A 24,563-nucleotide genomic window follows, 5' to 3' on the forward strand; every position below is an offset into this window, starting at 1 on the left:
ACGGCACGGGAGAGCACGGGATTGTCAGCGGCGCACGCCACACTGGTGGCAGCGCAGGCGCAGGGGTGAGAGCACCGGAACGCGCCGGGCAGGGACGGCGAGGAAAGGCGGTGGGCGGCATGCCCGTGTGGGACGACCTGGTGGGCCAGGAGCGGGTGCAGACGCAGCTGGCCGCCGCCGCCCGCGACGCCGACGCCCTGGTCACCGCCGTCGAGGCGGGGCAGGAGCCGCCGGCTGCGTCCAAGATGACGCACGCCTGGCTGTTCACCGGCCCGCCCGGCTCCGGCCGGGCCACCGCCGCGCGCGCCTTCGCCGCCGCCCTGCAGTGCACGAGCCCCGACCGGGCCCTGGGCGGCGAGCCGGGCTGCGGCTTCTGCGACGGCTGCCACACCACGATGGTGGGGACCCACGCGGACGTCGAGATCGTCCGCACCGACCTGCTGTCCATCGGCGTCAAGGAGACCCGCGACCTGGTCCGCCGGGCCCAGCTCTCCCCGGCCGTGGGCCGCTGGCAGGTCATCGTCCTGGAGGACTCCGACCGGCTGACCGAGGGCGCGGCGAACGTGCTCCTCAAGGCCGTGGAGGAGCCCGCTCCGCGGACCGTGTGGCTGCTGTGCGCGCCCTCCCTGGAGGACGTGCTGCCCACCATCCGCTCCCGCTGCCGCCACCTGACCCTGCGCACCCCGCCCGTGGCCGCCGTCGCCGACGTCCTGGTCCGCCGCGACGGCATCGAGCCGGCCGTCGCCGCGTTCGCCGCCCGTGCCACGCAGGGCCACATCGACCGCGCCCGCCGGCTCGCCCAGGACGAGGCGGCCCGGGCCCGGCGCACCTCCGTGCTGAAGCTGCCGCTGCGCATCGACGACGTGGGCGGCTGCCTCAAGGCTGCACAGGAGCTCGTCGACGCCGCCGCCGAGGACGCCAAGGCGCTCGCCGAGGAGATCGAGGTCAAGGAGACCGAGGAGCTCAAGGCCGCGCTCGGCGCCGGCGCCGGGACCGGCGGCCGGATGCCGCGCGGCACGGCGGGCGTGATGAAGGAGCTGGAGGACCGGCAGAAGCGCCGCCGCACCCGAACCCAGCGCGACAGCCTCGACCTGGCGCTGACCGACCTCACCGGCTTCTACCGCGACGTCCTGGCCCTCCAGCTCGGCTCGGCGGTGGCCATCGCGAACGAGGACGTACGGCCGGACCTGGACCGGATCGCCCGCGCCGGCGGCCCCGAGCGGACCCTGCGCCGCATCGAGGCCATCCGCGCCTGCCGCGAGGCCCTCGACCGCAACGTGGCCCCGCTCCTCGCCGTCGAGGCCATGGCGATGGCCCTGCGCGCGGGCTGACCGCGGGGGGCCGGCCGCTCCACCGCCTCACCCGTACGAGCGACCCGGCGCAGGCCGGGACCCGGGCGTAGCACGTAGGCTCCCAGAATGGACACCAGGCGCCTGCTGCGCACCACCGGAACCGTGACCGCAGCCGCCGTGCTGCTGCTCTCCGGCTGCACCGCGGAGGGCTCGGCCGGCCCGCGGGCGGCCGTCTCCTCGTCCGCTGCCCGGGTCGCGGCGCCTCCGGCCCAGCCGCCCGAGATCCCGGCCGGGCTGCGCCCGTACTACGAGCAGAAGCCGGTGTGGCGCGACTGCGGCGTCCCCGGCTTCCAGTGCGCCACCCTGAAGGCCCCGCTCGACTACGACCGCCCCGACGCAGGCCAGGACGTCGACATCGCACTGGCCCGGCGCCCCGCCACCGGCCCCGGCAAGCGGCTCGGCTCCCTCGTGGTCAATCCGGGCGGCCCCGGCGGCTCCGGCATCGGCTACCTCCAGGCGTACGCCGGCATCGGCTACCCGGCGGCCGTGCGCGCCCAGTACGACATGGTGTCCTTCGACCCGCGCGGCGTGGACCGCAGCAGCCCGGTCGAGTGCCTGTCCGGCCCGGCGATGGACACGTACACGCAGGTGGACCAGACCCCCGACGACGCGGCGGAGCGCACCGCGCTGGTCGCGGCGTTCAAGGACTTCGCGGCCGGCTGCGCGTCGCGCTCCCGGCGGATCCTGCCGCACGTCTCCACCGTCGACGCCGCCCGCGACCTGGATCTGCTGCGGGGCGTGCTGGGCGACGAGAAACTGACGTACGTCGGCGCCTCGTACGGCACCTTCCTGGGGGCGACGTACGCGGACCTCTTCCCGGGACGCGTCGGCCGGCTGGTCCTGGACGGCGCGATGGACCCCTCCCGCTCGGCGCTCGACCTGAACCGCGACCAGACCGAGGGCTTCGAAACGGCCTTCCGCTCCTTCGCCAAGGACTGCGCGAAGCAGCCCGACTGCCCGCTCGGCAAGGGCGGCCCCGACGCGGTCGCCACGCGCCTCGGCGCGTTCTTCCGGCAGCTCGACGCGAAGCCCGTCGCCAGCGGCGACCCGGAGCGGCCGCTCGGCGAGTCCCTGGCCACCACCGGGGTGATCGCGGCCCTGTACGACGAGAGCGCCTGGCCGCAGCTGCGCGAGGCGCTCGCGACGGCGATGGACGGCGACGGCTCGGGCCTCCTCGCCCTCGCCGACAGCTACTACGAGCGCGAGCCGAACGGCAGGTACGCCAACCTGATGGCCGCGAACGCCGCGGTCAACTGCCTCGACCAGCCCCCCGCCTTCCCGGGCCCCGACGCGGTCGACGCCGCCCTGCCCTCGTTCCGCAAGGCCTCCCCGGTCTTCGGCGCGGGCCTGGCCTGGGCCTCGCTGAACTGCACGTACTGGCCGGTCAAGGCCACCGGCACCGCCCGGCCGCTGAGCGCGAAGGGCGCCCCGCCGATCGTGGTGGTCGGCACGGTCCGCGACCCGGCGACCCCGTACAAGTGGGCCCAGTCCCTGGCCCGCCAGCTGGACTCGGGCGTCCTGCTGACCTACGACGGCGACGGCCACACGGCGTACGGCCGCGGCAGCACCTGCATCGACAACGCGATCAACACCTACCTCCTCCAGGGCAAACCCCCGCAGAACGGCAAGAAGTGCACGTGACCCCCGGCCGCCAGGGAACCTGGTTCGGGGCACCCCGTTCGAGCCTGTAGACTAGGCGCCGCTGCTGATGAGCGCTCCCTCCCGAGGGAACACTTGTCTCCCGGCGGTGCCGCCTTAGCTCAGTTGGCCAGAGCAACGCACTCGTAATGCGTAGGTCTCGGGTTCGAATCCCGAAGGCGGCTCAGAGAAAGGCCAGGTCAGATACCGTCTGACCTGGCCTTTTCTGTTGCTCGGGGCATGGCAGGGCACGCGGCTGGGGTGCGCAGGCCTGCGTGCGTGAGCGATGCGTGAGCGGAGGGGCCGTCAGCCCTTCTTGGCGGCCTTCTTGGTCTTGCCCTTCTTCTTCCCCTTGGTCTTCGCCTTCGCGGCGCGCTTGGCCTCCTTGGCGGCCTTGCTGGCCTGCGCTTCCTGCTCGGCCTTGCGCTGGAGGGGGACCAGCTTCGCGGTGGCCTCGGCGGCGCTCTTGCCGACGTGGGGGAGCACGCTCTGGTAGATGTCGCGCGTGATCCGGGTGTCGCTGTGCCCGAGCGTGTCCGACACGATCTTGATGTCGATGTCGGCGGCCAGCATGAGCGTGGCAGCGCCGTGCCGGAGGTCGTGCAGCCGGATCGGCGGCAGCCCGGAGGCCGCGACGAGCCGCTCGAAGAGGTCGGTCACCTTCCCGGGGTGGAGCCAGGAGCCGTCCTCCTGGGTGAAGACGAGCCCGGTGTTCACCCAGGCCGACCCCCACTCCAAACGGTCGGCTTCCTGTTGCCGGAGACAGGACACGCTCGACGGTGACGCCCATGGAAGCGAACCAGGCGGTGGCCCGGATGAGGAAGGCGGCGCAGGCCGGGGCGGTCTCGTCGGGCAGGTCCTCGGTGTAGGCCAGGCGGGAGTGGTCGTCGAGGGCGGTGTGGAGGTAGGCCCAGCCGGCGCCGTTCGTTCGGTCCTTGTTCGGGCTGCCGGCCGCCCGGCCGAGGGCTTTGTGGCCGCCGCCGTCGGGGATTCGGCCGAGTTTCTTGACGTCGATGTGGAGGAGTTCGCCGGGCCGGGCGCGTTCGTAGCGGCGGACAAGTTCGCCTGTGGCGCGGTCGAGGGCGGCCAGGGGCGGCAGGCCGTGCCGGACGAGGATGCGGTGGGCGGTCGACGGCGCGATGCCCAGCCGGGCTGCCAGCCGCAGAGGGCCGATGCGGTATTCGCGTCGGAGCCGGATGGCCTGCTGTTCCACGTCGGCCGACGTCCTGGCCGGCTGGCGGTGGGGGCGGCTGGTGCGGTCACTCATTCCGGCGACACCGAGCTGTCGGTAGCGGCCGGCCCAGCGGGCGGCGGTGGTGTGGCTGACCTGGAAACGTTCCGCGGCCCGCCGCACCGGCCAGCCGTTCTCCACGACACAGCGGGCCAGGCGAAGTCGTCCGGTCTCGGTCAGCGGGGCATTACGGTGGACCACGAGGGCCTCCTGATCTCGGTGGAGATGTCGCAATCCACACCGAGCCAGAAGGCCCTCACCCATTTCAAGAACCCAGCACGCGTGTCACCAACGTCCCGGGACAACACATCTAGGCCGAGTGCAAGAAGCTGTACGCCGGGTGCTGAGCCAGCAGGCACGAACTCGGCGCGCGTCATGCCCGCGGGGCCGGCGGACAGCCCTTCACTGAGATCACCTACGCCGGACAAGATCCCTTCGGTACCATGCTACGAACGGGGGATCTTGGCTGGCGCGGGACGAGTAACAGCGCACTTACCGCACGCGACCCGAGAAGTCCTGACACATGCCGCTCTGCGGAGCACAAAGACGAGTCGACCGCACAGGACTGAACGGGTACACCGGGTACGGAGCGTGAAGATGGACTTCGACGTTGCCGCGCCCGACCCTGCCGGCATGGTGGCGTCGCTCAGTTCGCTCGGCTACTCGCTTCCCGCGGCCGTTGCAGATCTCGTGGACAACAGCGTCTCCGCAGAGGCCAAGAACATCGACGTCGACTTCACGTGGGACGGAAACAGTTCCTGGATCGCGGTGACGGACGACGGCAAAGGGATGACGGAGCCAGAGCTGGTGACCGCTATGACGGTGGCGGCCCGTGGCCCGTCTGCCGAGCGGAGCGCCACGGATCTCGGTCGTTTCGGTGTGGGGTTGAAGTCCGCCTCCTTCTCTCAGTGCCGCAAGCTCACCGTCGCCACAGTCAGGGACGGGATCTGGCACGTTCGGACGTGGGACCTCGGTGTCGTGGAGCACCACAAGGAGTGGCGGCTACTCCGTGACCCCGGCGACACGACCACGACCCTCCTGCGTCGGATCGCGGGAAGCATGGAGCACGGGACCGTTGTCCTATGGGAGCAGCTCTCCGGCTACCACAACAGTGCCGTGGCCAGCGACGATGAAAAGACGCAGGCACAGTTCTATGCGGAGGCGGAACGTACTGAAGCCCACCTCTCGATGATCTTCGCCCGTTTCCTGAAGCGTCCGGCCCGGTGCCGCATCCGGGTGCGCGGCTCCGACCTCTCCCCGTGGGACCCGTTCCTGTCCAAGCACCCGTCGGTTCAGCGGATCCCCTGGGAGCCTCTGCCGCTGGGGTCGGAGTCGGTGCGCGTAGAGCCCTTCGTCCTCCCGACGGCACAGCGTCTCTCGGATGCCGAGTACAAGTCGGCTGCCGGGCAGAGGGGATGGCTGGGGCAGCAGGGGTTCTATGTCTACCGCCGTGACCGCCTGATCCTGGCCGGTGACTGGCTGGGGATCCGCGGCCTGCGGCGCGAGGAGAAGTACAACCTCGCGAGGATCGCCGTGGACATCCCTGCGGAGACCGACGCCGACTGGGGCGTGGACGTGCGCAAAGCGAGCGTGGTTCCCCCCGTCTCCTTGCGTCGTCACTTGGAGAGGATCGCGAGGCACACCCGCGAGGTGGCCTCTCGTTCCGCACGACAGCGTGGTCAGGTGGTCTCGCGGGCGCACGGTGACCCCCTGAAGTTCGCCTGGAACGTGAAGCGCCACGACGGCCGGATCGTTCTGCGCATCAACAGAAAACACCCCTTGGTGAAAGCAGCGATGGACGACCAGGGCGGCAATCCGGACGTCGTCCGCTCGATGATCCGCCTCCTTGAGGAGACGGTCCCGGTCACGGCGCTCCGCGTGCTCCACGAGACCGACACGGTCGACGACCCCGAACCCTTCGGCGGCCCAGGGCCAGCCGCTCCGGAGACCGTCGACATCGCCCGCCAAGTGTACGAAGCACTCCTTGGGCAGGGCCGCTCCCCAGAGGACGCCCGGGGCGTACTCAGCTCCATGCCCCCCTTCGACGAGCAACAAGGTTTCTGGAACTCCTGACCCACCTGGTAGTCCCCACTCCCAACCGACCCGGCCGCAGGAGGTCGCTGTGAGCACCACCCCCGAAGACAGTCTCGAGAAGGCCGAGCAGACCGCGGTGCTGCTCCTGCCGGGTGACCGCCAGGCAACGCCGGCCGAGGTGGACTTCGCCGTGAACACAGCGGTCAGCATCCTCGCTGCCCAGGGGATCACCGTAGAGCGGGACCAGGTGCGGAAGGTGCTCGAGGCCCGGGCCACCGTGTTCCAGGCCGATTCCTCCGCGATGAAGGACGACGAGGGGCATGTGGCCTGGCTTGCCGACGCGAAGGCCGACCGGAAGTGGGACTTCTGGGACCGCTACCGGCGCTACCTCCTGACCGTCTCCAAGCTCCCGACGCAGGTCGTGCGCCGACTCGACCAGAGCACCGACGACGTTCTCGGTGAGCTGGAAGACCCTCAGCGGGAAGGCATCTGGCGCCGGACCGGGCTCGTGATCGGACAGGTACAGTCCGGCAAGACGGGGCAGTTCATCGGACTTGCCGCGAAGGCAGCCGACGCCGGCTACCGGCTCATCGTCGTGTTCGCCGGGATTCACAACGACCTGCGCAGCCAGACCCAGCTCCGTATCGACGAAGGGCTTCTCGGGTTCGACACCCAGTTCCAGTTCCGCTCTGACGACGACGCGCATCGTCATATCGGTGTCGGCGCTATGTCGCACGGCAAGCGCCTGAAGGCCGCGTCGCTTACCACCAGTCACGAGAAGGGGGACTTCGCCCGCAAGACGGCGGTCTCCGCGAACGTGCCCGTGGGCAGTGTTCCTGTGGTCCTCGTGGTCAAGAAGAACCGGCGGATCATCGACAACCTGCGGGACTGGGTGATCGACAACCACGGCGTGGAGGACCCGGAGACCGGCCGGATGGTCGTTCCCGACCTCCCCCTCTTCGTGATCGACGACGAAGCCGACAACGCCGGGGTGAACACCTCCAAGGACCCCGACACCAACCCGTCGGCGATCAACAAGGCCATCAGGCGTTTGGTCAACAGCTTCACGAAGGCGTCCTACGTCGGCTACACCGCGACCCCCTTCGCGAACATCTACATCAGCCCCGACATGGACCACGACGAGTTGGGCCCCGACCTCTTCCCGGAGAGTTTCATCCGCACCCTGCGGGCGCCGTCGAACTACCTCGGTCCGGAGCGTCTCTTCGGTCTGCAGACCGACGGCGACGAGGAGGACATCGAGCCGCTGCCTCTGATAAGGCACATCAAGGACACCGACTTGTGGGTGCCGGACAAGCACAAGTCCTACCACCAGGTTCCCGACTTCCTGCCCGAGTCGCTGCAGCGAGCCATCCGTTCCTTCGTCCTGACCTGCGCGGTACGTCGAGCGCGGGGTCAGGTCGCCGTGCACAACTCCATGCTGGTGCACGTGACCCGCTTCACAGCCGTACAGCAGCAGGTCCGCGAGCAGATCGACGCCCATGTGCGCCTGCTCTTCGACGTTCTCCAGGACAGGTTCAGCAGTGCCCGCGAAGACCTCGAGGAAGAGCTGCGGGAGCTCTGGGACGAGGACTTCGTCCCCTGCACCGAGGACATGACCGGGGCCAGGCTCGACTGGGAGGACGTCGAACCCCATCTCCACGCGGCCCTTGCGAAGATCACCGTCATGGCTGTCAACGGTGCCGCGAAGGATGCCCTCCAGTACTACGAGCGCCGGGAGACCGGCTTGTCGGTCATCGCAGTGGGCGGCGAGAAACTCTCCCGCGGTCTGACCCTCGAAGGGCTGTCGGTCAGCTACTACCTGCGTGCCTCCAAGACGTACGACACCCTGCTGCAGATGGGCCGCTGGTTCGGCTACCGTCCCCACTACGAGGACCTGTGCCGGCTGTACACGACACGTACGCTGCAGCGCCAGTACGCGGAGATCACCGCGGCCACCGACGAACTCCGTCGCGACGTCGAGGAGATGTCCGCGGTGGGACTGACCCCCCGCGAATACGGTCTCAAGGTCAGGACCTCGTCGCTCGGCCTTGGCATCACGGCCTCCAACAAGATGAGGCAGGGCACGCGTGTCCGCCTCAGCTACTCCGGTGAGCTTCCCGAGACGACCATCTTCGACCTCTCCGAGAAGGTGGTCCGCCACAACCACGAGCTTCTTGAATCGTTCGTCGCGCGCCTTGACGCGCTCGCTGCCGGGAAGCCGGACGATCGGAGCTGGAGCATCACGTGGAGTGGCGTCGCGGCCTCGGACGTGACCGAGGGTTTCCTCGACTCCTACCTCACCGACCGGCAGGCCCAGCGGGTTCGGCCAGCCTTCATTGCGGAGTACGTACGTCAGTGTGCCAAACAGGGTGAGCTGGGCAACTGGACAGTCCGCCTGGCCAGTCGGCTGCCCGAGGGGACGCCGGCCGAGATCGCGGGCCATTCCATCGGCCTCATCACGCGCAGCCACTCCAAGTCCTCGGAGGCTGTTCCCGGCCGCTACACGATCAAGCGCGTACTCAGCCCCGCCGACGAGCTCTGCGACCTGACCGACGAGCAGAAGGACCGTGCTCTGAAGGCGACGAAGGAGGCCGCGAGGGGGAAGCTCAACAGGAAGGGCGAACCGCTGGAGCCCGACGCCCCACGAGGCCGGCCTCTGCGCCACCAGCGTCGCTCTGACCAGCCGTTGCTTCTGCTGTATCCCCTCAGTCCTGCCGAGGTGGCCAAGTCGTCGGGGAACCCCGAGCCGGTCGCTCCGCTGGTCGGGTTCGCCATCAGCTTCCCGTTCTCCCGCCACCAGTTGAAGACCGAGTACGTGGTGAACGACATCTGGTTCAAGCAGGACATGGAGTTCGACGACTTCGAGGACGAAGAGTGATCGACGAGAGTGTGTGGCAGGAGCTGGAGGCCCATCAGCAGACCCCGGGCAGGTCCACCCGGCGGCTCCACCCCGACTGCCCGCACGACATCCAGGTGTCGGTGACGCACCCTGCCCTCCGGCGGATGCTGCTCCTCGGCACCGACGCCAGGACCGCCGACACTGTACGTCAGGAGATCCACGAACTGCCCGCCACCCGCGGCCTGCAGCTGAACCTGTCGTCGGTGTCCGGCAACCACTACGAGCTTCAGGTGATGCTCACCGACGACGAACTAACCGAGGTCTTCACCCCGCTCGTCACCGACATCGCAGACGTGGTGCGGGAGGCACCGACAACCGAGACGGCGGCGGAGGCCGCGGTTCGCCGCTACGTCCGGTGGCAGCAGCTGCTGCGCTCCGTGTCGCGCGACGGCCTGTCCCGACAGGCTCGGTGCGGTCTCTTCGGTGAACTCCACTTCCTCCTTGAGCACGTGCTTCCGGCTGTGGACCAGCACACGGCCGTCAGCTCCTGGACCGGCCCTCGGCAGACGAACCAGGACTTCCAGCTGCCCGGCGCCGCGGTCGAGGTGAAGGCGACCACAGCGCGCTCTCCCCGGACGGTTCAGATCGCGAGTGAGCGACAGCTGGACACGGCCGATGCGACGCCCCTCGCACTGGCTCATGTCGTCCTCGACGACCGGCAACGTGGGCTCGGCAGGAGTCTGAACGCCTTGGTGGACGAGATACGGGCGCGTCTGACCTCACCGTCCGCCGCCCAGCGCTTCGAGAGTCTGCTGGTCCAAGCCGGCTATCTGCCGAATCAGCGGGACCTCTACGACCATGATCGGTACACCCTGCGTCGCAGCGAGTTCTGGACAGTCGGGGAGGGCTTCCCTCGCATCGTCGAGGCCGAGCTGCCGCCTGGGGTCGGCAACTGCACCTACACCATCGACGTGTCGGCATTGACCGCCCACAGCGTGACCGCCGAGACACTCGCAGACCTGATCCGAGGAACCCATGGCTGAGCACGACCTCCACGACTACTCACGCGCGCTGGTGACAGACATCCAGGCGCTGGCGGACGCCGAGGGCGGCTCTATCCCGAACACGTTCACCCAGCACGTACTCGAGATCCTCGAGGAGGCCGGGGTGGTCACCGACGCTGCGCTCGCCTACCACTCCTCCCGGGGCCTGGAGATCTACGGCTACGGCCTGCCCGACGACGGGTCCAGCCTCGATCTCTACACCACCGACTTCAACCTGACCCCGCTGAGCAGCAAGCTGACCAAGGCCGAGTCCGACAGGCTCTTCCGCAGGCTGTTCGCGTTCCTGGGCAAGCACGGGGCCATCCGCCCCAACCAGGAGGACAACACCGACGTGCACGACATGTGCGTCGGCGTGGAGAAAGCGCTGTCGAACGTTCCGAAGATCCGCCTCTTTCTCCTCAGTAACCGGGTCAGCACGACGAGTGCCCCGGCACCCGGGGAGTTCGGGGGGATCCCTGTCACGTACGAGCTCTGGGACCTTGCGCGGCTCCACAGGCACGAGACCTCGGGGAGCATCGGCGAGCCCATCAAGGTGACCTTCGAGCGTCCTCTCCCCTGCCTGGCGGCGCACAGCGACGAGCCGAACTACTCGGTCGTCCTGGCCGTCATCCCCGGCCGACAGCTTGCCGAGCTTTACAAGGAGCACCGGACCCGGCTGCTCGAACTCAACGTCCGGTCCTTCCTCCAGACCCGCGGTGGTGTGAACAAGGGCATCCGCGAAACCCTACTGAAGGATCCGAGCCGCTTCCTCGCCTACAACAACGGCGTGACCGCCACGGCCTCGGACGTGGACTTCGAGACCGACGAGGACGGCAGTCCCGTCGCCATCAGGAGCATGACCGGCCTCCAGATCGTCAACGGCGGCCAGACCACCGCCTCGCTGCACCATGTCCTGACTCATGACAAGCGGGACTTGGACGGGGTCCACGTGCAGATGAAACTCACGATCGTCGATCCCGCTTACCTGTCCGAGATCGTTCCGAGGATCTCCCAGTACTCCAACACCCAGAACAAGGTGACGTTGGTCGACTTCAGCTCGAACCACGAGTTCCACGTCGCCTTCGAGCGTGTCTCCCGCAGCCTGTGGGCTCCTGCGACCGACGGCAGTGGTCAGGAGACGCGATGGTTCTACGAGCGGGCGCGGGGTCAGTACACCGACAAGTCCGCCGAGCACGAGACCCGCGCCGCCCAGCGCAAGTTCAAGCTGATCACGCCGAGCCGGCAGAGATTCAGCAAGTCCGACCTGGCCACCTTCGTGCACTCCTGGGAGCAGCTCCCGTACTGGGTGAGTCGCGGCGCCCAGAAGAACTTCGCCCACTTCATGGAGCGGATCGAGAAGTCCGATCCCGTCGTGGACGTGCAGTACTGCAAACGCGCCATAGCGACTGCACTCCTCTTCCAGGCTGCCGACCGGATCGCCCGTGCGCACTCGGCCGGCAGCCACAAACGGCTGATCACGACCTACACGGTCGCCCGGCTCTCGCTCGCCGCCAAGAAGCGGATCGACCTCGACAGGATCTGGAACGAGCAGGGCACCACGGACGCCCTGGAGGACGCCCTCGACGAACTCTGTCCCTTGATCATGGAGACGGTGATCTCCAGCGATCGGCACATGTCGGAGTGGGCGAAGAAGCCCGACTGCTGGGACGAGGTGTCCCGCATCCCGTGGACGCTCCCCGACGCGCTGGCAGCCGAGCTCACGGCTGAGCCCTTCGAGATCGCCTCCCCCGAGAGCACCGAGTCCGACGCGGCCGAAGCCGCCGTCGAGGACATCCCCAGCGAGGAGTGGCAGGCTCTCGCGGACTGGGCCCGCGAAGGCCGGGTCCTGCGCGCCGTGGACAGACAGCTCGCCGACCGTGTCGCGCAGCGTCTCTCCCAGGGGCGACGGGTCACCGGGGCCCAGGCCAGGCAGGTGATAGAGGTCTACGAAGAAGCCCTGCGGCATGGATTCCACCCCGTGCCCGTCGGCCTCGACCACGAGACTGCGTGATAGCGGCAGTCCCGGACAGCCGGGGCTGCCGCTACAGGGTTCCTTCGCCCAACAGGTCGTTGATCGCGTCTTCTGCACGCCTCAGCACGATGCGCCCGTCCCCGTCACTGAACACGAGCAGCTTGCTACCCGGGCTGATGCCTGCTTCGGCGAGGATCCCGAGGGGGAGCTCCACACGGCCTGCCTCGTCGACGTCGAGTTCTGCGGGTTCTCGGATCATCTAGGCAGTCTGCCACCCGGAGCACGCCCACGGCGGGGCCGCCCAAGGTGAAAGCATGGCCTCGTGAGCACACACGAAGGATGGCTGAGCACGCCCTGGAGTGCACAGCTCCGAGGCCACCGCATACGGGACACCGAACCGGAAAAGACCCTCAGGAGCGCAGTCCACGCCCTCGGGCTCCGCTTTCGACTGCACCGTGAGGTCGCTCCTCGCTGCACGGCCGACTTCGTACTGCCCCGGCACTCCGTCGCGGTCTTTGTCGACGGCTGCTTCTGGCACGGCTGCCCCTCCCACGCACACGGCACTTCCGCGGGCCGAACGCCTCGCGCTGGGAGGCAAAGATCACGGCCAATATGGAGAGGGACGCCAGGAACACCCAAGCGGCGACAGACGCCGGATGGACCGTGGTGCGCATCTGGGAGTGTGAGGTCAGGGCTGACGCCGGGCGGGCCGCCCAGCGCGTCGCCGATGCCGCGCACCACAGGGTCCCTGTCCTCCCGGGAGGGCCCTGTCAGCCTGTGGTTACCACAACATCCAAGGTGGCTTCGGCTCCCTCGTCCTCCTGCGGACGGGTCGGGCAGTAGTCGCTCAGCGGGCAGCTTCCACAGACGGGCTGCTTGTCACGACACAGGTTCTCGCCGATAAACCTGATGGCGGCCATACGCACCGGTGCGTCACGGCCAGCGCCGAGAAGCTTGATGAGGTTGAGCCGGCCCTCGGTCAGTCGGTTGGTCAGGTGCGATTCGTTCTGCTGAACCCTCGCAGCCACCCGCAACGCACTCTGGCCGACCAGCATTATGTCGCCGCCGGCCAGCAGCCTGAACAACGCGAGCTCAGCCGGCTTGAGCCCCATCACCTTGCTGTGATCAAGAACCGAATCCGCGTTCACCCAGACCTCGGGCTTGTCGACGACCGGACTGAGCCTGGCCTCCAGACGCTTGCGGAGTGCTGTTGTCGGCGCCGCGTTCACGAGGGCGAGATAGACGTCCTGCGTCAGTTCCCTGTGCCCAGCGACCTTGTCCATCACGTCGGAGAGCTGCTTCGGGTGCAGCTTGCTTCCTGAGAGCACCGCCATGACGAGAGCCCCGAGCGGCTTCATCTTCCGGCCACCGGGGAACTGGTACCACTGCTTGCCCGCACGCTGCTCCTTGGCCCAGCGGGTCAGTTCCTCACGTACCTTCGGCCACTTGTCCGCGGCCTCATCTCCGGCGGGAACATCTTGCGGCAGGAGAACCCTGGCCGCGGCTTCGCCCAACAGCGGGGGAACCGCGTTGCCAATCTGGCGGAAGGCGTCGCTCCGCGTACCCGCGAACCGAAAGCGGTCCGGGAAGGTCTGGATCCTCGCGGCTTCACGCACGGTCAGCGTCCGCGCCTCTTCAGGATGGATGTACCAGTAACCGTCCTTGGCGATGTGCGCGGTGATGGTGCGGCTCAACTCCTTCCAGTCCAGCTTCTTGTACTTGTCGGTGAATTGCTCCGCGTCGTACCTCTGGAAATCCTTCTCGTCCTCTTCCAGCTTCTCTTCAAGCTCGGAGTAGAGGGTTTTGGAGTCCATGACCGTGAAGATCTTGAAGTCGTCGTTACGAACCCGCCGCGTCATGTGGTCGTGAATTACACCCTTGTCTGCCCTTCTGCGCATCTCCTTGGCGAAGGAAGAGGGCTTCGGCTCCTGCTGCTCGTCGTAGTTGCCGACTCGGGCACCTACCGCTTTCAAAGGCTCCGGATTGAGTGCAGGAAGGTCGCCGATGGCATCCCGAAGGGTGGTCTGTTTCTTCGGCTTGGCCCACGCGAAGCCGCCACCGTCTCTCCGGGCGAGGAGGATCAGACGCTTCCTGTGCTGCGGCACGCGATAGTTCCACGCATCGACGAGACGCACCTGGGTCACGTACCCAAGGCTCTCCAGCTTTGCCTCGATGATGCGGATCACGCTGAAGTCGTCGCCGAGCCCCATGTCGGGGACGTTCTCCATGAGGACGGCACGTGGAAGGAGTCGCTCCACCACATCGACGTAGGCGCGCCAGAGTTCCTTACGGAGATCGTGCGGGTCACGGTTGTGGTACTCGACCAAGTGCCGGATCTTACTGCGTCCGGCACGACTGAACGGCTGGCAGGGGGGACCTCCCGCGACGATGTCGATCTCGGCGCCAGAGTCAAGGATCCGCTGAACGAATTCGCCTCGCTGACTGTCATCCCCGAGGTCGACGCAGAGACTCATTCCCGGAAAGTTCGCTGCATGTGTCTCGCGGGCCCGATCGTCAAAGTCCACGGCCGCAGCGGTGGTCCATCCGGCCCGTTCAAGGCCCAGGCTCAGCCCGCCGGCGCCCGAGAAGAGGTCGACAGCCAGGCGCTTATCTTTTCCGTAACCGGACTGGACCCATTTCCTGAAATCGTCCGGCTCACAGTGGTGCCTGTGCTTGTCCAGTTTGAGGTAGTCGCTCCGCTCCAGGGGCACGCCATACGTGCTTTTTGCCCCCTTCTCCTTCGCCACGACCCACTCCTCCGTACCTGACGACCTGAATGACCTCCAGGAGATCACGCACGACGCTGCGGAGGCAAGGCTTCCGGCCGGTCCGCGCCGCCGCAAAGCCTCGTCTGTCACGCGGGTGACCTGCCTGGTGAACACTGCTGTTCACTCACCGTGTTCCCATTGGTAGCTTGAAGCAGTGCTCTACTCTTGAACCACCCCATGCTAGAGGACACCCCCTGGGCTACTCTGCGGGACTCCCCCGTTCCGGTTGCGATACGTCCACGAACGTCAACTGTCTCAACGAACCCCCGAACCAGAAGACACGTTCGATCACAGGGCTGTGCACCGTTCGTCGGGTGCCGTAACCCCTGTGAAGCCCGGTCCCGGCACACGTGCTGCCCAAATCTCCTGAGCAGCGTTTCCCGAACCCTCCCCGCCGTTAAGATCACGGCTGGTGCTCCTCGGGCGGGGGTACGGGTGCGAAGCGGCCAGAGGGGCGAGCGTGGACTCCGAGAACACACAGACGTTCCTACGTCCCCGTGCGCGCCTGATGAGCACACTCGGTGAGGAACTGATCAGCAACGAGCGGGTGGCGCTCACCGAGCTGGTCAAGAACGCCTACGACGCCGATGCGAGCCTGGTTGTGATCAGGTTCAACGGGCCGTTGGAGGAGGGCTACGGTTCCATCGAGGTGTGGGACGACGGGCACGGCATGTCCCCCGAGACCGTCCGGGACACCTGGATGGAGATTGCCACGCCGTTCCGGCACCGCGCACCGCGCAGTGCGCAGTTCGGGCGACGGGTTCTTGGCGCAAAGGGAATCGGGCGCTTCTCCGCAGCCCGCCTCGGCGCCGTGACCGCAATCAAGAGCCGCAAGGCCGGCGGCCCCGAGGTGAACATCCGGCTCGACTGGAGCGACTTCGCCGCCGAGAACGCCTACCTAGACCAGGTACCGGTCCAGTGGAACGTGGGCGCTCCCGAGGTGTTCGCGGACAACGGCCAAGCGCGACGCCTCTTCGACGAGGTGACAAGTGCTTTCCGCGCGAGCGAGAAACAGTCCGCCTGGACGGGCTCTCACGGCACCCTCGTCCGACTCGAAGGGCTTCGGCAGGACTGGACGGCCGAGTCGGTGGAGAGCCTGAAGCGGTCCCTGTCCCGACTCCTTCCCCCTCCTCCTCCTGCGGAGCTGGACGTACCCGACCAGCCGGAGTTCGCGATCTACCTCTCGCTTCCGGCTGGGCCGTTGGACCACCACACCGGTTTCGTCGGGGCCAGCGAAGCTCTGGCGCATCCGCACTACCGCCTCATAGGGGCCATCGACGAAAACGGTCTCGCCGACCTGACCATGACCAACCTCACGTCCGGGCAGTCGGAGACCCTGAACCAGTACCTCTTCCCGTCGCACGGGAAGGCACCCAAGTGCGGTCCCCTGAAGGTCGACCTCCGTACCTGGGACCTCGACTCGGCCTCCCTCAAGGAGATGCTCAACATCGACCTCGGGGCCCGCAACATCACCGAGGTCCGTAAGTTGATCAAGGACAACAGCGGTGTCGCCCTCTACCGGGACGGCTTCCGGGTGCAGCCCTTCGGAGAGGTCGACTTCGACTGGCTGGGCTTCGACCTCCGCCGCGTGAACAACCCCACCATGCGGTTCTCCAACAACCAGGTCGCGGGCTTCGTGTACATATCGGCGGACGGTAACCCCGGGCTTCGGGACCGGTCGCACCGGGAAGGGCTCATCGACTCGCCCGAGTACGAGGACCTGAAGGGTGTCCTGACCCAGGCCGTGAGTCGACTCGAGACCTGGCGCTACGGGCTGCGCCGCCCGAAGAGAGAGGGCCGCGAGTCGGGGCCGATCACGGTGGACGCCCCCTCCGGTGCCGGAAGCGACCGCCACGGCCTGTTCCAGAACTTCACCCTCTCGCCCGTCCGGGACGTTGTCAACGCGAAGTACCCGGACGACACCGAGTTGAGCCGCGCACTGGAGGAGGCTCAGGAAACGATCGACGAGAGCGTCGAGAAGGTCCAGGAGGTCCTCTCGCAGTTCTCCCGCCTCGCGACTCTCGGAGCGCTGGTCGACGTCGTACTGCACGACGGTCGAACGGCGCTGACCCGGATCGCCTACGTCCTCCGCCGACTGAACAAGCTGGCAGGCCGCAAGCGCGACGAGGACGAACAGCTCGCCTCCGCTCTCACGAAGATGCACGTCGACCTCACCGCTCAGGAACAGGCTCTGGACCGGCTCTTCACCCGCGTAGAGCCCCTGAGCGGCCGGCGGCGAGGCCGCCCCCGCGCCCTGTCCCTCCAAGCGGCGATCGACGAGGCCGTCGCGGTCCACGAGGGCACGCTGGAGAAGAATGGCATCACCGTCACCGTCAGCGGCGAGGACGTGACAGTGACGGCTGACCCCGGTGACATCTCCCAGGTGGTCCACAACCTCGTAGGGAACTCGATCTACTGGCTCTCCACCCTGCCCGAGGGGAAGGAGCGCACCATCCTCATCGAGACGAGGCGGACGCCCGAGGACGAGGTCGACATCGACGTGAGCGACAGCGGCCCAGGAGTGCGTGAGGAGATCCAAGAGATGATCTTCGACACGTACTTCAGCGACAAGGAGGACGGCATCGGGCTGGGCCTCAGCATCGCCGGCAGCGTCGTGAAGGACTTCTACGACGGCGACCTGTCCCTGGTGACACCAGGGCCCCTCGCCGGAGCCACGTTCAGGGCAAGACTGCGAAGGAGAGTTGGGTGACGGACGGGGGCGCGGTGTACCGGATCTTGATCGTCGAGGACGAGGTGGACATCGCGGAGGAACTGTCCGAGATGCTTGTGGAGGAGCTCTCGGATCTCGGAACGCTCGACATCCACGTCGAGAACGATTTCGACGAAGCCGAACGCCTTTTGGAATTCCAGGCGTTCGATCTGGTCGTGCTGGACGTCAGGGACGCGACACGTGGTGGCTCCCCCGCGCACCCGAACCTGCAGGGCCGTGAACTGTATGACCGGATCGCCAAGACTCGTTGGGTGCCGGTCGTCTTCTGCACCGGCCTCGCGGAGCAGGTGAGCGACTTGGCGAAGCCACCGCTCATCCAGGTGGTCCCGAAGAACCGGCTGGACGACGCCGTCACCGCAATACGGGACGGCCTTGAGTCCGGTGTCCCGGCCCTCACCCGGCACATCACCGCTCTCGTGGACGAGCACGTGCGAGGATTCCTGCGGGACGAGATCGCCACGAACTGGAACCGGCTCGAGGCTGTCGACCGCAGCCAGATCGCCCCCGCCCTCGTGCACCGCCTGGCAGCCTGGCTGAAGGAGAACGCGGTCGAGGCACTCGGAGCAGCGCTCGGTTCCTCCGAGGACCGTGTGATGGGACACGCGTCGACCGCCCGGATGTACTTGATGCCGCCGGTCACGAAGCACGTGACCGCCGCAGACATTCTGCGGGACTCCCAGGACGGCTGGTGGGTCGTCCTCACGCCGGCGTGCGACCTCTACGAGGACCTGCCCTCCGGTGGCAATCGTGCGGCCAAGGCCGAGTACGTGCGTCTCGCCAAGGCGGTTCCGTTGAGCGAAGCGCCCTTGATGGCTCGCTGGGTCAAAGCTGGATCCCCCGACAAGGGGAGGGAGCGGAACGCGGCACTGGAGATGTTCCGCGGCAACAGCGCCCGTTACCGGATTTTGCCCAAGTACCTCGATATCCCGGACCTTCTGGTCGACTTCGAGATCGTTCAGTCTGTTCCGTTGGCAGAGGTCCGCTCGTGGACCCGCGTCGCCACGCTGGACAGCCCGTTCGCCGAGGCCATGCTGACCTCGCACGGGCACACGGTGGCCAGGATCGGCACCCCGGACGTCGACTTCGAGAACATCAAGCAGTCCCTGGGGCTGGACGGAAAGGGGAAGGCCGCGGACCAGGTTTCGGTTCCGAGCCCTCGTGCTACGACGAAGGACGCCAAACAGTCATGATTCTCGGCCCGGTGATCAGCGTGTCGGCCATCTCGCCCACGCACCGGGTTGTGAGGCGTGATCTGATCCTGACCATGCCGGGGAGCTCAGACGGCAGAGTCGCGGAGTCCTGTGATCCATGGAAGGTGAGCTGGCGCATGTCTCCGCAGGACCCGATCCGCCGGCAAGAACTCGCGGACGAGTTTGAAGGGGGCAGCGCTCTTCAACCGGTGGGATTCTCCGGCAAGAACTTCAGCGAAGGCCGACAACTTGCGTTGGGCTGGTCCCTCAAGAAGATGCGCTGCTGCCTTGGTGCCGTCGCTGATCAGCTTCGCAGTGTTGATCAACTCGTCCTTGGCAGCTGGATCACCGTGTGCAAGGACAGGCGACAAGCGGTCTCGTTCTCCGACGACATGGACAGCCGCCAAGCAGAGAACCGTTGACGCTGCTGTCTCGGCGGGTTCTCCCGCATTGGTCATGGCATTCGCCAGCAGGGGGAGAGCGGCGAAAGGGAGGGGGTCGGCAATGTCCCAGAGCGGCTCCGCGACCTGCAGGCCAGCATGGGTTCCAGCACGGTCCACGTGCAGCAGCGGCCGGTCAGGAGAGCTCTGACGTAGCTCCCAGCGCTCGACGCTGTGGTCCGCGATGGCGGCCCTGAGGATGGCGCGAAACGCCTCTCTCAGGCTCTCAACGTCGATGTCGGCCACGTCCAGCCGCACGAGACTGCCATGGCGTCGGATGTCCAGCACCGGAAATCTGGCTTCTCCAGCTGCCTGGAGTATCGAGAGGTCTCGGCCGACGTAGTTCGCGTCCTCCGCGCCCCGGATGACGAGTGATGCGTTCTGTGCGTAGGCCACGGCGACCCCGTGCTCGAATCCTCGGCAGATCGCGCGAGCGCGGATCGCTGCGTCCAGTACCTCTTCGAGATCGGCTGGCTGTCCGTTCAAGAGGAGTGTGCTGTTGACGGGATCCCAGCGGAAGTCCTCGTGTGCGTTCGCGTTGCGCCACTCAGAGCGGATCGTCGAAGCAAGGAACCTGCACAGCGGCTGACTGTCTTCAGCCATCAGCAGATCCCGGACGGTGGCGAGCGAAGCCCCCTGCGGAACCGTCCTGCCCAGCAGTTCCATCACCACAACAGCCGTGCGCTTGACGTCTGCTTCCAGCACGGCCCGGTGCAGGTCCATGACCGCCCGCGCCTTTTCCTCCTGGTATTCCGCCTGGTAGTAGGCGTCTAGGTAGGCGATCTGTCCGCGATGGGAGGACAGCATCTCCGGTTCTCGAGCGACGTGTCGTGCAATCACTGCACATGTCAGTTCTGGTTTGGACTTCAGATGGGACGTCACAAGATCACGCCCCAGGAGGGCGGCGCGGTGCGATACCAAGGGGCGATCAGACAGCGCGAGGACGGCAAGGTGATGGAGAAGTATCACTGTTAGTGATAGCGAGTCATCGATTAGATGTCTCATGCTCCGGCGCAGTCGACGATCGAGTGTTTTCGGGGCTTCCGCCCAAGCGGCCAGCAGGCGGGCCCGCGACGCCACACCCGACCCGGGACGCAGCTGCTCGGCTGATACCCCGAGCGTTCGCTGGTAGACGTCCTCGTCAGGAAGGCCGGCGTGATCAGTCTTGGCGGCAGCCTCCAGAGTTCGCCCGGCTGCTTGGGCCGCGAGGGCATTCCTCCGTACTGCAGACCAAGCGGACTCCGCCCATCCCTGTTCCAGACAGGTGAACAGCGCTTGAGCCTCGCTCAGATTCGCTTGCGCCAGGTCAGTCGCCAACCGTTGCTCTGCCGCGCTAGTGCGGGACGGAATGAATCGGGACACCTCTTCTGCGGCATCACCCAAGGCGACAACCGACGCGTGGAGACGCCGCAACTGCTCTGGGAGCTCCTTCCCGACGGTCCGGCCAGAAGCGGTCCGCAGACGCAGGATCTCGCCAACGATGCCGTCGGTCTTCCGCTGAAGCCCGGGAAGGTCAGCGTCCCTCAACACTGACTTCCACTGAGGGCGAGTCACCGGTACAAAGGCAACGTCCTGCTGTCCGGCGATCCGCTCGGGCGGTGCGGAAAGATTCAGCTTTCGGATCACCGCAGGCGCAGCGGCACTGGACTCTCGTTCAACTAGGCCCAGTTGGTCGGGCAGGGGTGCGTCCACCAGTACAGGATGGCACTAGCGCCCTGCCCGAGCGTGTTGTTTCCCTCGCTCCATCGGTGCCGCGTACGCGACGATGCTGGTGTGGAGCGCGCCGTTGGTGTCGGTCAGGTACCGGTCTGCGTGAGCGCTGTGTGAGCGGATGGGGTGGCACGGGGTGGACTGGGCGGCATGTTGGGGTCGGGCAATACCTTCCTGACCTGGAGAAACGGGATTCTGCGGCACAGGCCGACACCAGCTGGGATGATCTCGGGGGGCCTCGTAATGCGTAGGTCTCGGGTTCGAATCCCGAAGGCGGCTCAGAGGAAGCCCAGGTCAGATTTGTCTGACCTGGGCTTTTCTGTGTGGTGAGGGGTCAGTCCGCTTCGTCCTGGACTTCCAGTGCCTGCCGTGCCAGGCCGACGAAGGCCAGGTATGCGTCACGGAAATCCCGGTAGGCAGCGTCGTAGTCGTCTCGCCGCTCGCCGCTTTCGTCGCCGATGAGGGCCTTCAGCAGCGGCTGCACGCGTCGGGCCGTCTGCCGCACCTCCTCCGCCGCTGCGGACACCTCGGCAGGGCCGTCGAGCCGGACCTCGTGGGTCGCCTTGTTCATGTTCGCGATGGCCGGGCCGATGCGCTCGTACATCCGCGTCAGGATCCGGTCCTTGGCCACGCGGTCACGCGCCGCGTCGACGTCGTCGATCTGCCAGGTGACCTCGTTGTACGCGTGCGCGCAGTCCATCATCGCCCGGTAGGTGGTTCGGCGCCGGTCGCGCTGATCACGAAGGGCCGCTGCCGTCGTGGTGGTTCGCGCCTGGGCCAGCGCCGCGCGCGAGGTGGCCCGCGCGGTGATGTAGCTGGCTCCGAGCGCCGTCAGCGCGGTGAGGATGCCGACCCACAGTCCGCTGTCCGCCATGATCGAGGAGTCTGCCACCGGGAGCGGCGCGGGGACAGGCCGCGCATCGACTTATGTCACGGTGAACGTCACGGTCTTCGTGATCGTCCCGCCGCATTGCGGTGCGGCCTCGGTGGCGGTGAAGCGGTACGTGCCCTTCGGGGTCGGTGCGGCCACCTTGAAGATCGTCTGCCATCCGCCCTGTGCGCCCACGCTCGGGCTGGCCGACGGCGTGTTGAAGATGCCTTTCGAGCCGTACGGCAGGGAGATGTGCACGGTTCCGCCGGCTTGCCACGCATTTCCCTTGATCAGGACGTTCGTGCCGATGGCCCCGGCTGCGGGAGTGATGTGGATCGAGGGCGCGCATTGCCCCGTGGTGGGATGCGTCCTCCCGCCCGGAGGCACGTAGACGAACTGCGCGGTGGCGGCGCCGCCGCTGCCCGTGAGGGCGGCCACCTCGGTCACGATTCGCTTGTTCCCGAAGTCGGGGATGGTGATGCTGGTCCGGAAGGTGCCGCCGGAGTCCGGAACGGCAGTGCCGACGGGCGAGCCGTTGACCGTGATGGGAGTCCGGATGCCGCGGGATCCGTTCTCCTCCCATCCACTCCCCGTGACGATGACTTTCGTCCCGGCCGTGCCCGACGTCGGGTTGATGGTGATGGATTCCCCGTAGGCGGAGGCCGCTGGCGGAAGGAGTATGACGGCGAGTCCGAACGTCGCCAGAGCGGCCATGAAGATGATGAACCGTCGTTTCATGATTGCGCTCTCCGGGTGCAGTCGGCTGCTGCTTCGTACGCCTCCGGACCCCCGCTTCGACCAAGCTATCCCGACCCGCCGGGCAGGCGCCATCGCGAGGTGTTCCGACAGCGGTCGCCGCGAGGTGGGGGCGGGCTTACGTTGGGAGGGCCGGACCTGGGCGTCGCGTGGCAGGAGGCCAGGGATGAGGAAACGGTTGCGCAGAGCGGCGGCGGGGGCGGCAGCGGCAGGGCTGGTGGTGCTGCCCCTGGGGACGGGCACCGGGTACGCCGCGCACGCCCCGGCCCGGCCGGCGGCCCCGGTCACGGCGCCCGTCCGGGCCGACGACCCGTTCGTGCAGCTCACTCCCGCCGTGGCCAAGCAGTTGGACGACGCGGTGCGCAGGGTGCTGGCCGATGCCAAGGTGCCCGGCGTCGTCGTGGCCGTTTCGGCGCCGGGCAAGGGGGAGTACGTCCGGTCCTTCGGCGTGGCCGACAAGGCCAGCGGTGCGCCCATGGCCACCGACGTGAACGTGCGGATCGGCAGCCAGACCAAGACCTTCACAGTCACCGCCCTGCTGGAGCTGGTGGACCGGGGCAAGGTCGGGCTCGACGATCCCATCGGGAAGTACGTCAAGGGTGTGCCGAACGGCGATCGCATCACCCTGCGCGAGCTCGCCGGCATGCGCAGCGGGCTCTTCAGCTATACCGAGGACCCCGACTTCTACAAGGCCCTGACCACGCATCCGACGCGGCCGTTCACCCCGCAGGAGTTGCTCGGGTACGCGTTCAGGCACCCGGTGATGTTCGAGCCGAACGCGAAGTTCTTCTACTCCAACACCAATCTGATCCTGCTCGGGCTGGTCATCGAGAAGGTCACCGGGCAGAAGCTCGGCGACGTCATCCACGACAACGTGGTCGTGCCCGCCGGGCTGAAGCACACGGTCTTCCCGACCGGCGCCGAGTTCCCCACGCCGCACCCGCAGGGCTACACCAACCAGACCGCCAGCGGAAAGGTCGAGAATTCGACGGCCTGGAACCCCTCTTGGGGGTGGGCCGCCGGCGCGATGATCTCCGACCTTCCGGATCTGCGGAGGTGGGCCAAGGTCCTGGCCACGGGCGAGCTGCTCAAGCCCGCCACGCAGGCCGAGCGGCTGAAGTTCGAGTCGGCCGACAACTCGCCCGACACGGGTTACGGGTTGGGCATCTTCACGGACGGGGGCTGGATCGGCCACAACGGCTCCCTGCCCGGGTACGAGGTCGTGGCGATGTACCTGCCCCAGGCCAAGGCGACGATGGTGGTCATGCTCAACACCGACATCGCCGCCGAGGGCGAGGAGCCGAGCACGCTGTTCGGGCGGGCGATCACGCAGATCGTCTCGCCGGAGCACGTCTACTGGCTGAAGCCCGTGCAGCCGTGAGTGCTGCGGTTCCACCCACCCGTCTCTCATCGTCCTTCGTGTGACGTGGGATGTCCCTTGTGGACAATGGGACTTCGGGTCGGGTCCGGTGGGCGGAGGTAGGGACGTGGGTGTGGGTGGGGGCGTGGGCGCGGGTGTGGGTGTGGGTGGCGTGCGGACTCGGGTGGCCGGGGAGGGGGACCTCGATGCGGCTGTGGCGCTGTTCCGGGAGTACCTGCGCTTCTATCGCGTCGATGTCGCGGACCCCGAGCAGCCCCGCGCCTTCATCGCCGAGCGGCTGCGCAGCGGCGACTCGCTGATCCTGCTCGCCGAGGCCCCCGGCGGTGACGTGGTCGGGTTCGCGCAGGTGTACCGGACCTTCGCCTCGCTGCTGATGCGGCCGAGCTGGATCCTGCACGACCTGTACGTCGACCCCGCGGCGCGGCGTACCGGCGCCGGGCGGGCCCTGCTGCGGGAGGTGCTGCGGCGGGCCCGGGAGGCCGGCGTCGCGGGAGTGCAGCTGGACACCGCGTACGACAACCACGCCGCGCAGGCGCTGTACGAGGCGGAGGGGTTCGAGAGGGAGGAGTTCCACCTCTACTTCCACGGGCTCGGTGAGTCCTAGGCG

15 protein-coding genes, 1 tRNA gene and 3 pseudogenes are annotated in these 24,563 nt (G+C 67.4%); 12 read left to right on the forward strand and 7 right to left on the reverse strand.

The features are described from left to right. The first annotated feature begins 119 nt into the window (after positions 1-119). The 3 genes from AB0953_RS02765 to AB0953_RS02775 all read left to right on the forward strand — a co-directional run bounded on the left by AB0953_RS02765 (position 120) and on the right by AB0953_RS02775 (position 3,175). Entirely contained in the window at positions 120-1,331 is a 1,212-nt protein-coding gene (locus AB0953_RS02765) for a DNA polymerase III subunit delta' (protein WP_366857672.1), read from the forward strand. 87 nt (positions 1,332-1,418) lie between these two features. Further along, complete coding sequence (locus tag AB0953_RS02770) at positions 1,419-2,993, forward strand: alpha/beta hydrolase (protein ID WP_366857550.1); 1,575 nt, start codon at positions 1,419-1,421, stop codon at positions 2,991-2,993. A 108-nt stretch (positions 2,994-3,101) separates the two neighbouring features. Further along, positions 3,102-3,175, forward strand: a tRNA-Thr gene (locus tag AB0953_RS02775). 121 nt (positions 3,176-3,296) lie between these two features. Here the strand turns inward: AB0953_RS02775 and AB0953_RS02780 are convergent. Both AB0953_RS02780 and AB0953_RS02785 read right to left on the reverse strand, forming a co-directional pair. Further along, a pseudogene (locus tag AB0953_RS02780) lies at positions 3,297-3,746 on the reverse strand (tyrosine-type recombinase/integrase); the annotation flags it as partial. Positions 3,747-3,750: 4 nt separating this feature from the next. Further along, positions 3,751-4,422: pseudogene (locus AB0953_RS02785) on the reverse strand (IS481 family transposase); the annotation flags it as partial. 396 nt (positions 4,423-4,818) lie between these two features. On the opposite strand from AB0953_RS02785, the gene AB0953_RS02790 reads away from it, so the two are divergent. Genes AB0953_RS02790 through AB0953_RS02805 form a run of 4 tightly spaced genes read left to right on the forward strand, consistent with a single transcriptional unit; the run spans position 4,819 to position 12,148 of the window. Beyond that, the gene (locus AB0953_RS02790) at positions 4,819-6,294 is read left to right on the forward strand and encodes an ATP-binding protein (protein ID WP_366857551.1); all 1,476 of its coding nucleotides are present in this window, start codon (positions 4,819-4,821) and stop codon (positions 6,292-6,294) included. Between the two features lie 49 nt (positions 6,295-6,343). Next, positions 6,344-9,133, forward strand: coding sequence for a Z1 domain-containing protein (locus AB0953_RS02795; RefSeq protein WP_366857552.1), 2,790 nt, complete (start codon positions 6,344-6,346; stop codon positions 9,131-9,133). Further along, on the forward strand, positions 9,130-10,137 hold the full coding sequence (locus tag AB0953_RS02800; protein WP_366857553.1) for a PD-(D/E)XK motif protein: 1,008 nt from the start codon (positions 9,130-9,132) through the stop codon (positions 10,135-10,137). Before AB0953_RS02795 ends, AB0953_RS02800 begins: the two co-directional genes overlap by 4 nt. Then, positions 10,130-12,148 carry an AIPR family protein gene (locus AB0953_RS02805; RefSeq protein WP_366857554.1) on the forward strand — a complete coding sequence of 673 codons (2,019 nt, stop codon included), beginning with the start codon at positions 10,130-10,132 and terminating at the stop codon, positions 12,146-12,148. The genes AB0953_RS02800 and AB0953_RS02805 overlap by 8 nt, the downstream gene beginning before the upstream one ends. Before the next feature lie 31 nt (positions 12,149-12,179). Here the strand turns inward: AB0953_RS02805 and AB0953_RS02810 are convergent, their stop codons facing one another. Beyond that, complete coding sequence (locus tag AB0953_RS02810) at positions 12,180-12,368, reverse strand: AbrB/MazE/SpoVT family DNA-binding domain-containing protein (protein WP_366857555.1); 189 nt, start codon at positions 12,366-12,368, stop codon at positions 12,180-12,182. A 63-nt stretch (positions 12,369-12,431) separates the two neighbouring features. Between AB0953_RS02810 and AB0953_RS02815 the strand changes: the two are divergent. Further along, positions 12,432-12,590: pseudogene (locus AB0953_RS02815) on the forward strand (very short patch repair endonuclease); the annotation flags it as partial. A 289-nt stretch (positions 12,591-12,879) separates the two neighbouring features. Here AB0953_RS02815 and AB0953_RS02820 read toward each other — a convergent pair. Then, positions 12,880-14,856 (reverse strand): DNA cytosine methyltransferase, encoded by a 1,977-nt coding sequence (locus tag AB0953_RS02820; RefSeq protein WP_366857556.1) that lies wholly within the window; start codon positions 14,854-14,856, stop codon positions 12,880-12,882. A 481-nt stretch (positions 14,857-15,337) separates the two neighbouring features. Between AB0953_RS02820 and AB0953_RS02825 the strand changes: the two genes are divergently transcribed. Beyond that, positions 15,338-17,587 carry a sensor histidine kinase gene (locus AB0953_RS02825; RefSeq protein WP_366857557.1) on the forward strand — a complete coding sequence of 750 codons (2,250 nt, stop codon included), beginning with the start codon at positions 15,338-15,340 and terminating at the stop codon, positions 17,585-17,587. After that, the gene (locus AB0953_RS02830) at positions 17,584-18,798 is read left to right on the forward strand and encodes a hypothetical protein (RefSeq protein WP_366857558.1); all 1,215 of its coding nucleotides are present in this window, start codon (positions 17,584-17,586) and stop codon (positions 18,796-18,798) included. Before AB0953_RS02825 ends, AB0953_RS02830 begins: the two co-directional genes overlap by 4 nt. An 86-nt stretch (positions 18,799-18,884) precedes the next feature. Here the strand turns inward: AB0953_RS02830 and AB0953_RS02835 are convergent, their stop codons facing one another. The 3 genes from AB0953_RS02835 to AB0953_RS02845 all read right to left on the reverse strand — a co-directional run bounded on the left by AB0953_RS02835 (position 18,885) and on the right by AB0953_RS02845 (position 22,533). Continuing rightward, positions 18,885-20,930: a hypothetical protein gene (locus tag AB0953_RS02835; RefSeq protein ID WP_366857559.1), complete on the reverse strand. Its 2,046-nt coding sequence runs from the start codon at positions 20,928-20,930 to the stop codon at positions 18,885-18,887. 352 nt (positions 20,931-21,282) lie between these two features. Next, on the reverse strand, positions 21,283-21,822 hold the full coding sequence (locus AB0953_RS02840; RefSeq protein WP_366857560.1) for a hypothetical protein: 540 nt from the start codon (positions 21,820-21,822) through the stop codon (positions 21,283-21,285). 51 nt (positions 21,823-21,873) lie between these two features. After that, positions 21,874-22,533: a hypothetical protein gene (locus tag AB0953_RS02845; RefSeq protein ID WP_366857561.1), complete on the reverse strand. Its 660-nt coding sequence runs from the start codon at positions 22,531-22,533 to the stop codon at positions 21,874-21,876. A gap of 208 nt (positions 22,534-22,741) precedes the next feature. On the opposite strand from AB0953_RS02845, the gene AB0953_RS02850 reads away from it, so the two are divergent. Together AB0953_RS02850 and AB0953_RS02855 are read left to right on the forward strand one after the other, a co-directional pair. Further along, positions 22,742-23,956, forward strand: coding sequence for a serine hydrolase domain-containing protein (locus AB0953_RS02850; RefSeq protein ID WP_366857562.1), 1,215 nt, complete (start codon positions 22,742-22,744; stop codon positions 23,954-23,956). 151 nt (positions 23,957-24,107) lie between these two features. Further along, positions 24,108-24,560, forward strand: a complete 453-nt coding sequence (locus AB0953_RS02855; protein ID WP_366857563.1) for a GNAT family N-acetyltransferase — start codon at positions 24,108-24,110, stop codon at positions 24,558-24,560. The last annotated feature ends 3 nt before the right edge of the window (positions 24,561-24,563 follow it).

This window comes from Streptomyces sp. NPDC046866 (genome assembly GCF_040704625.1).
GTDB lineage: Bacteria > Actinomycetota > Actinomycetes > Streptomycetales > Streptomycetaceae > Streptomyces.

What these genes read in the sequence shown, in the direction of transcription:
- AB0953_RS02765 (WP_366857672.1), top strand. Translation starts at nt 120, where the DNA reads ATGCCCGTGTGGGACGACCTGGTGGGCCAGGAGCGGGTGCAGACGCAG.
- AB0953_RS02770 (WP_366857550.1), top strand. Translation starts at nt 1,419, where the DNA reads ATGGACACCAGGCGCCTGCTGCGCACCACCGGAACCGTGACCGCAGCC.
- AB0953_RS02790 (WP_366857551.1), top strand. Translation starts at nt 4,819, where the DNA reads ATGGACTTCGACGTTGCCGCGCCCGACCCTGCCGGCATGGTGGCGTCG.
- AB0953_RS02805 (WP_366857554.1), top strand. Translation starts at nt 10,130, where the DNA reads ATGGCTGAGCACGACCTCCACGACTACTCACGCGCGCTGGTGACAGAC.
- AB0953_RS02810 (WP_366857555.1), bottom strand. Translation starts at nt 12,368, where the DNA reads ATGATCCGAGAACCCGCAGAACTCGACGTCGACGAGGCAGGCCGTGTG.
- AB0953_RS02840 (WP_366857560.1), bottom strand. Translation starts at nt 21,822, where the DNA reads ATGGCGGACAGCGGACTGTGGGTCGGCATCCTCACCGCGCTGACGGCG.
- AB0953_RS02845 (WP_366857561.1), bottom strand. Translation starts at nt 22,533, where the DNA reads ATGGCCGCTCTGGCGACGTTCGGACTCGCCGTCATACTCCTTCCGCCA.
- AB0953_RS02850 (WP_366857562.1), top strand. Translation starts at nt 22,742, where the DNA reads ATGAGGAAACGGTTGCGCAGAGCGGCGGCGGGGGCGGCAGCGGCAGGG.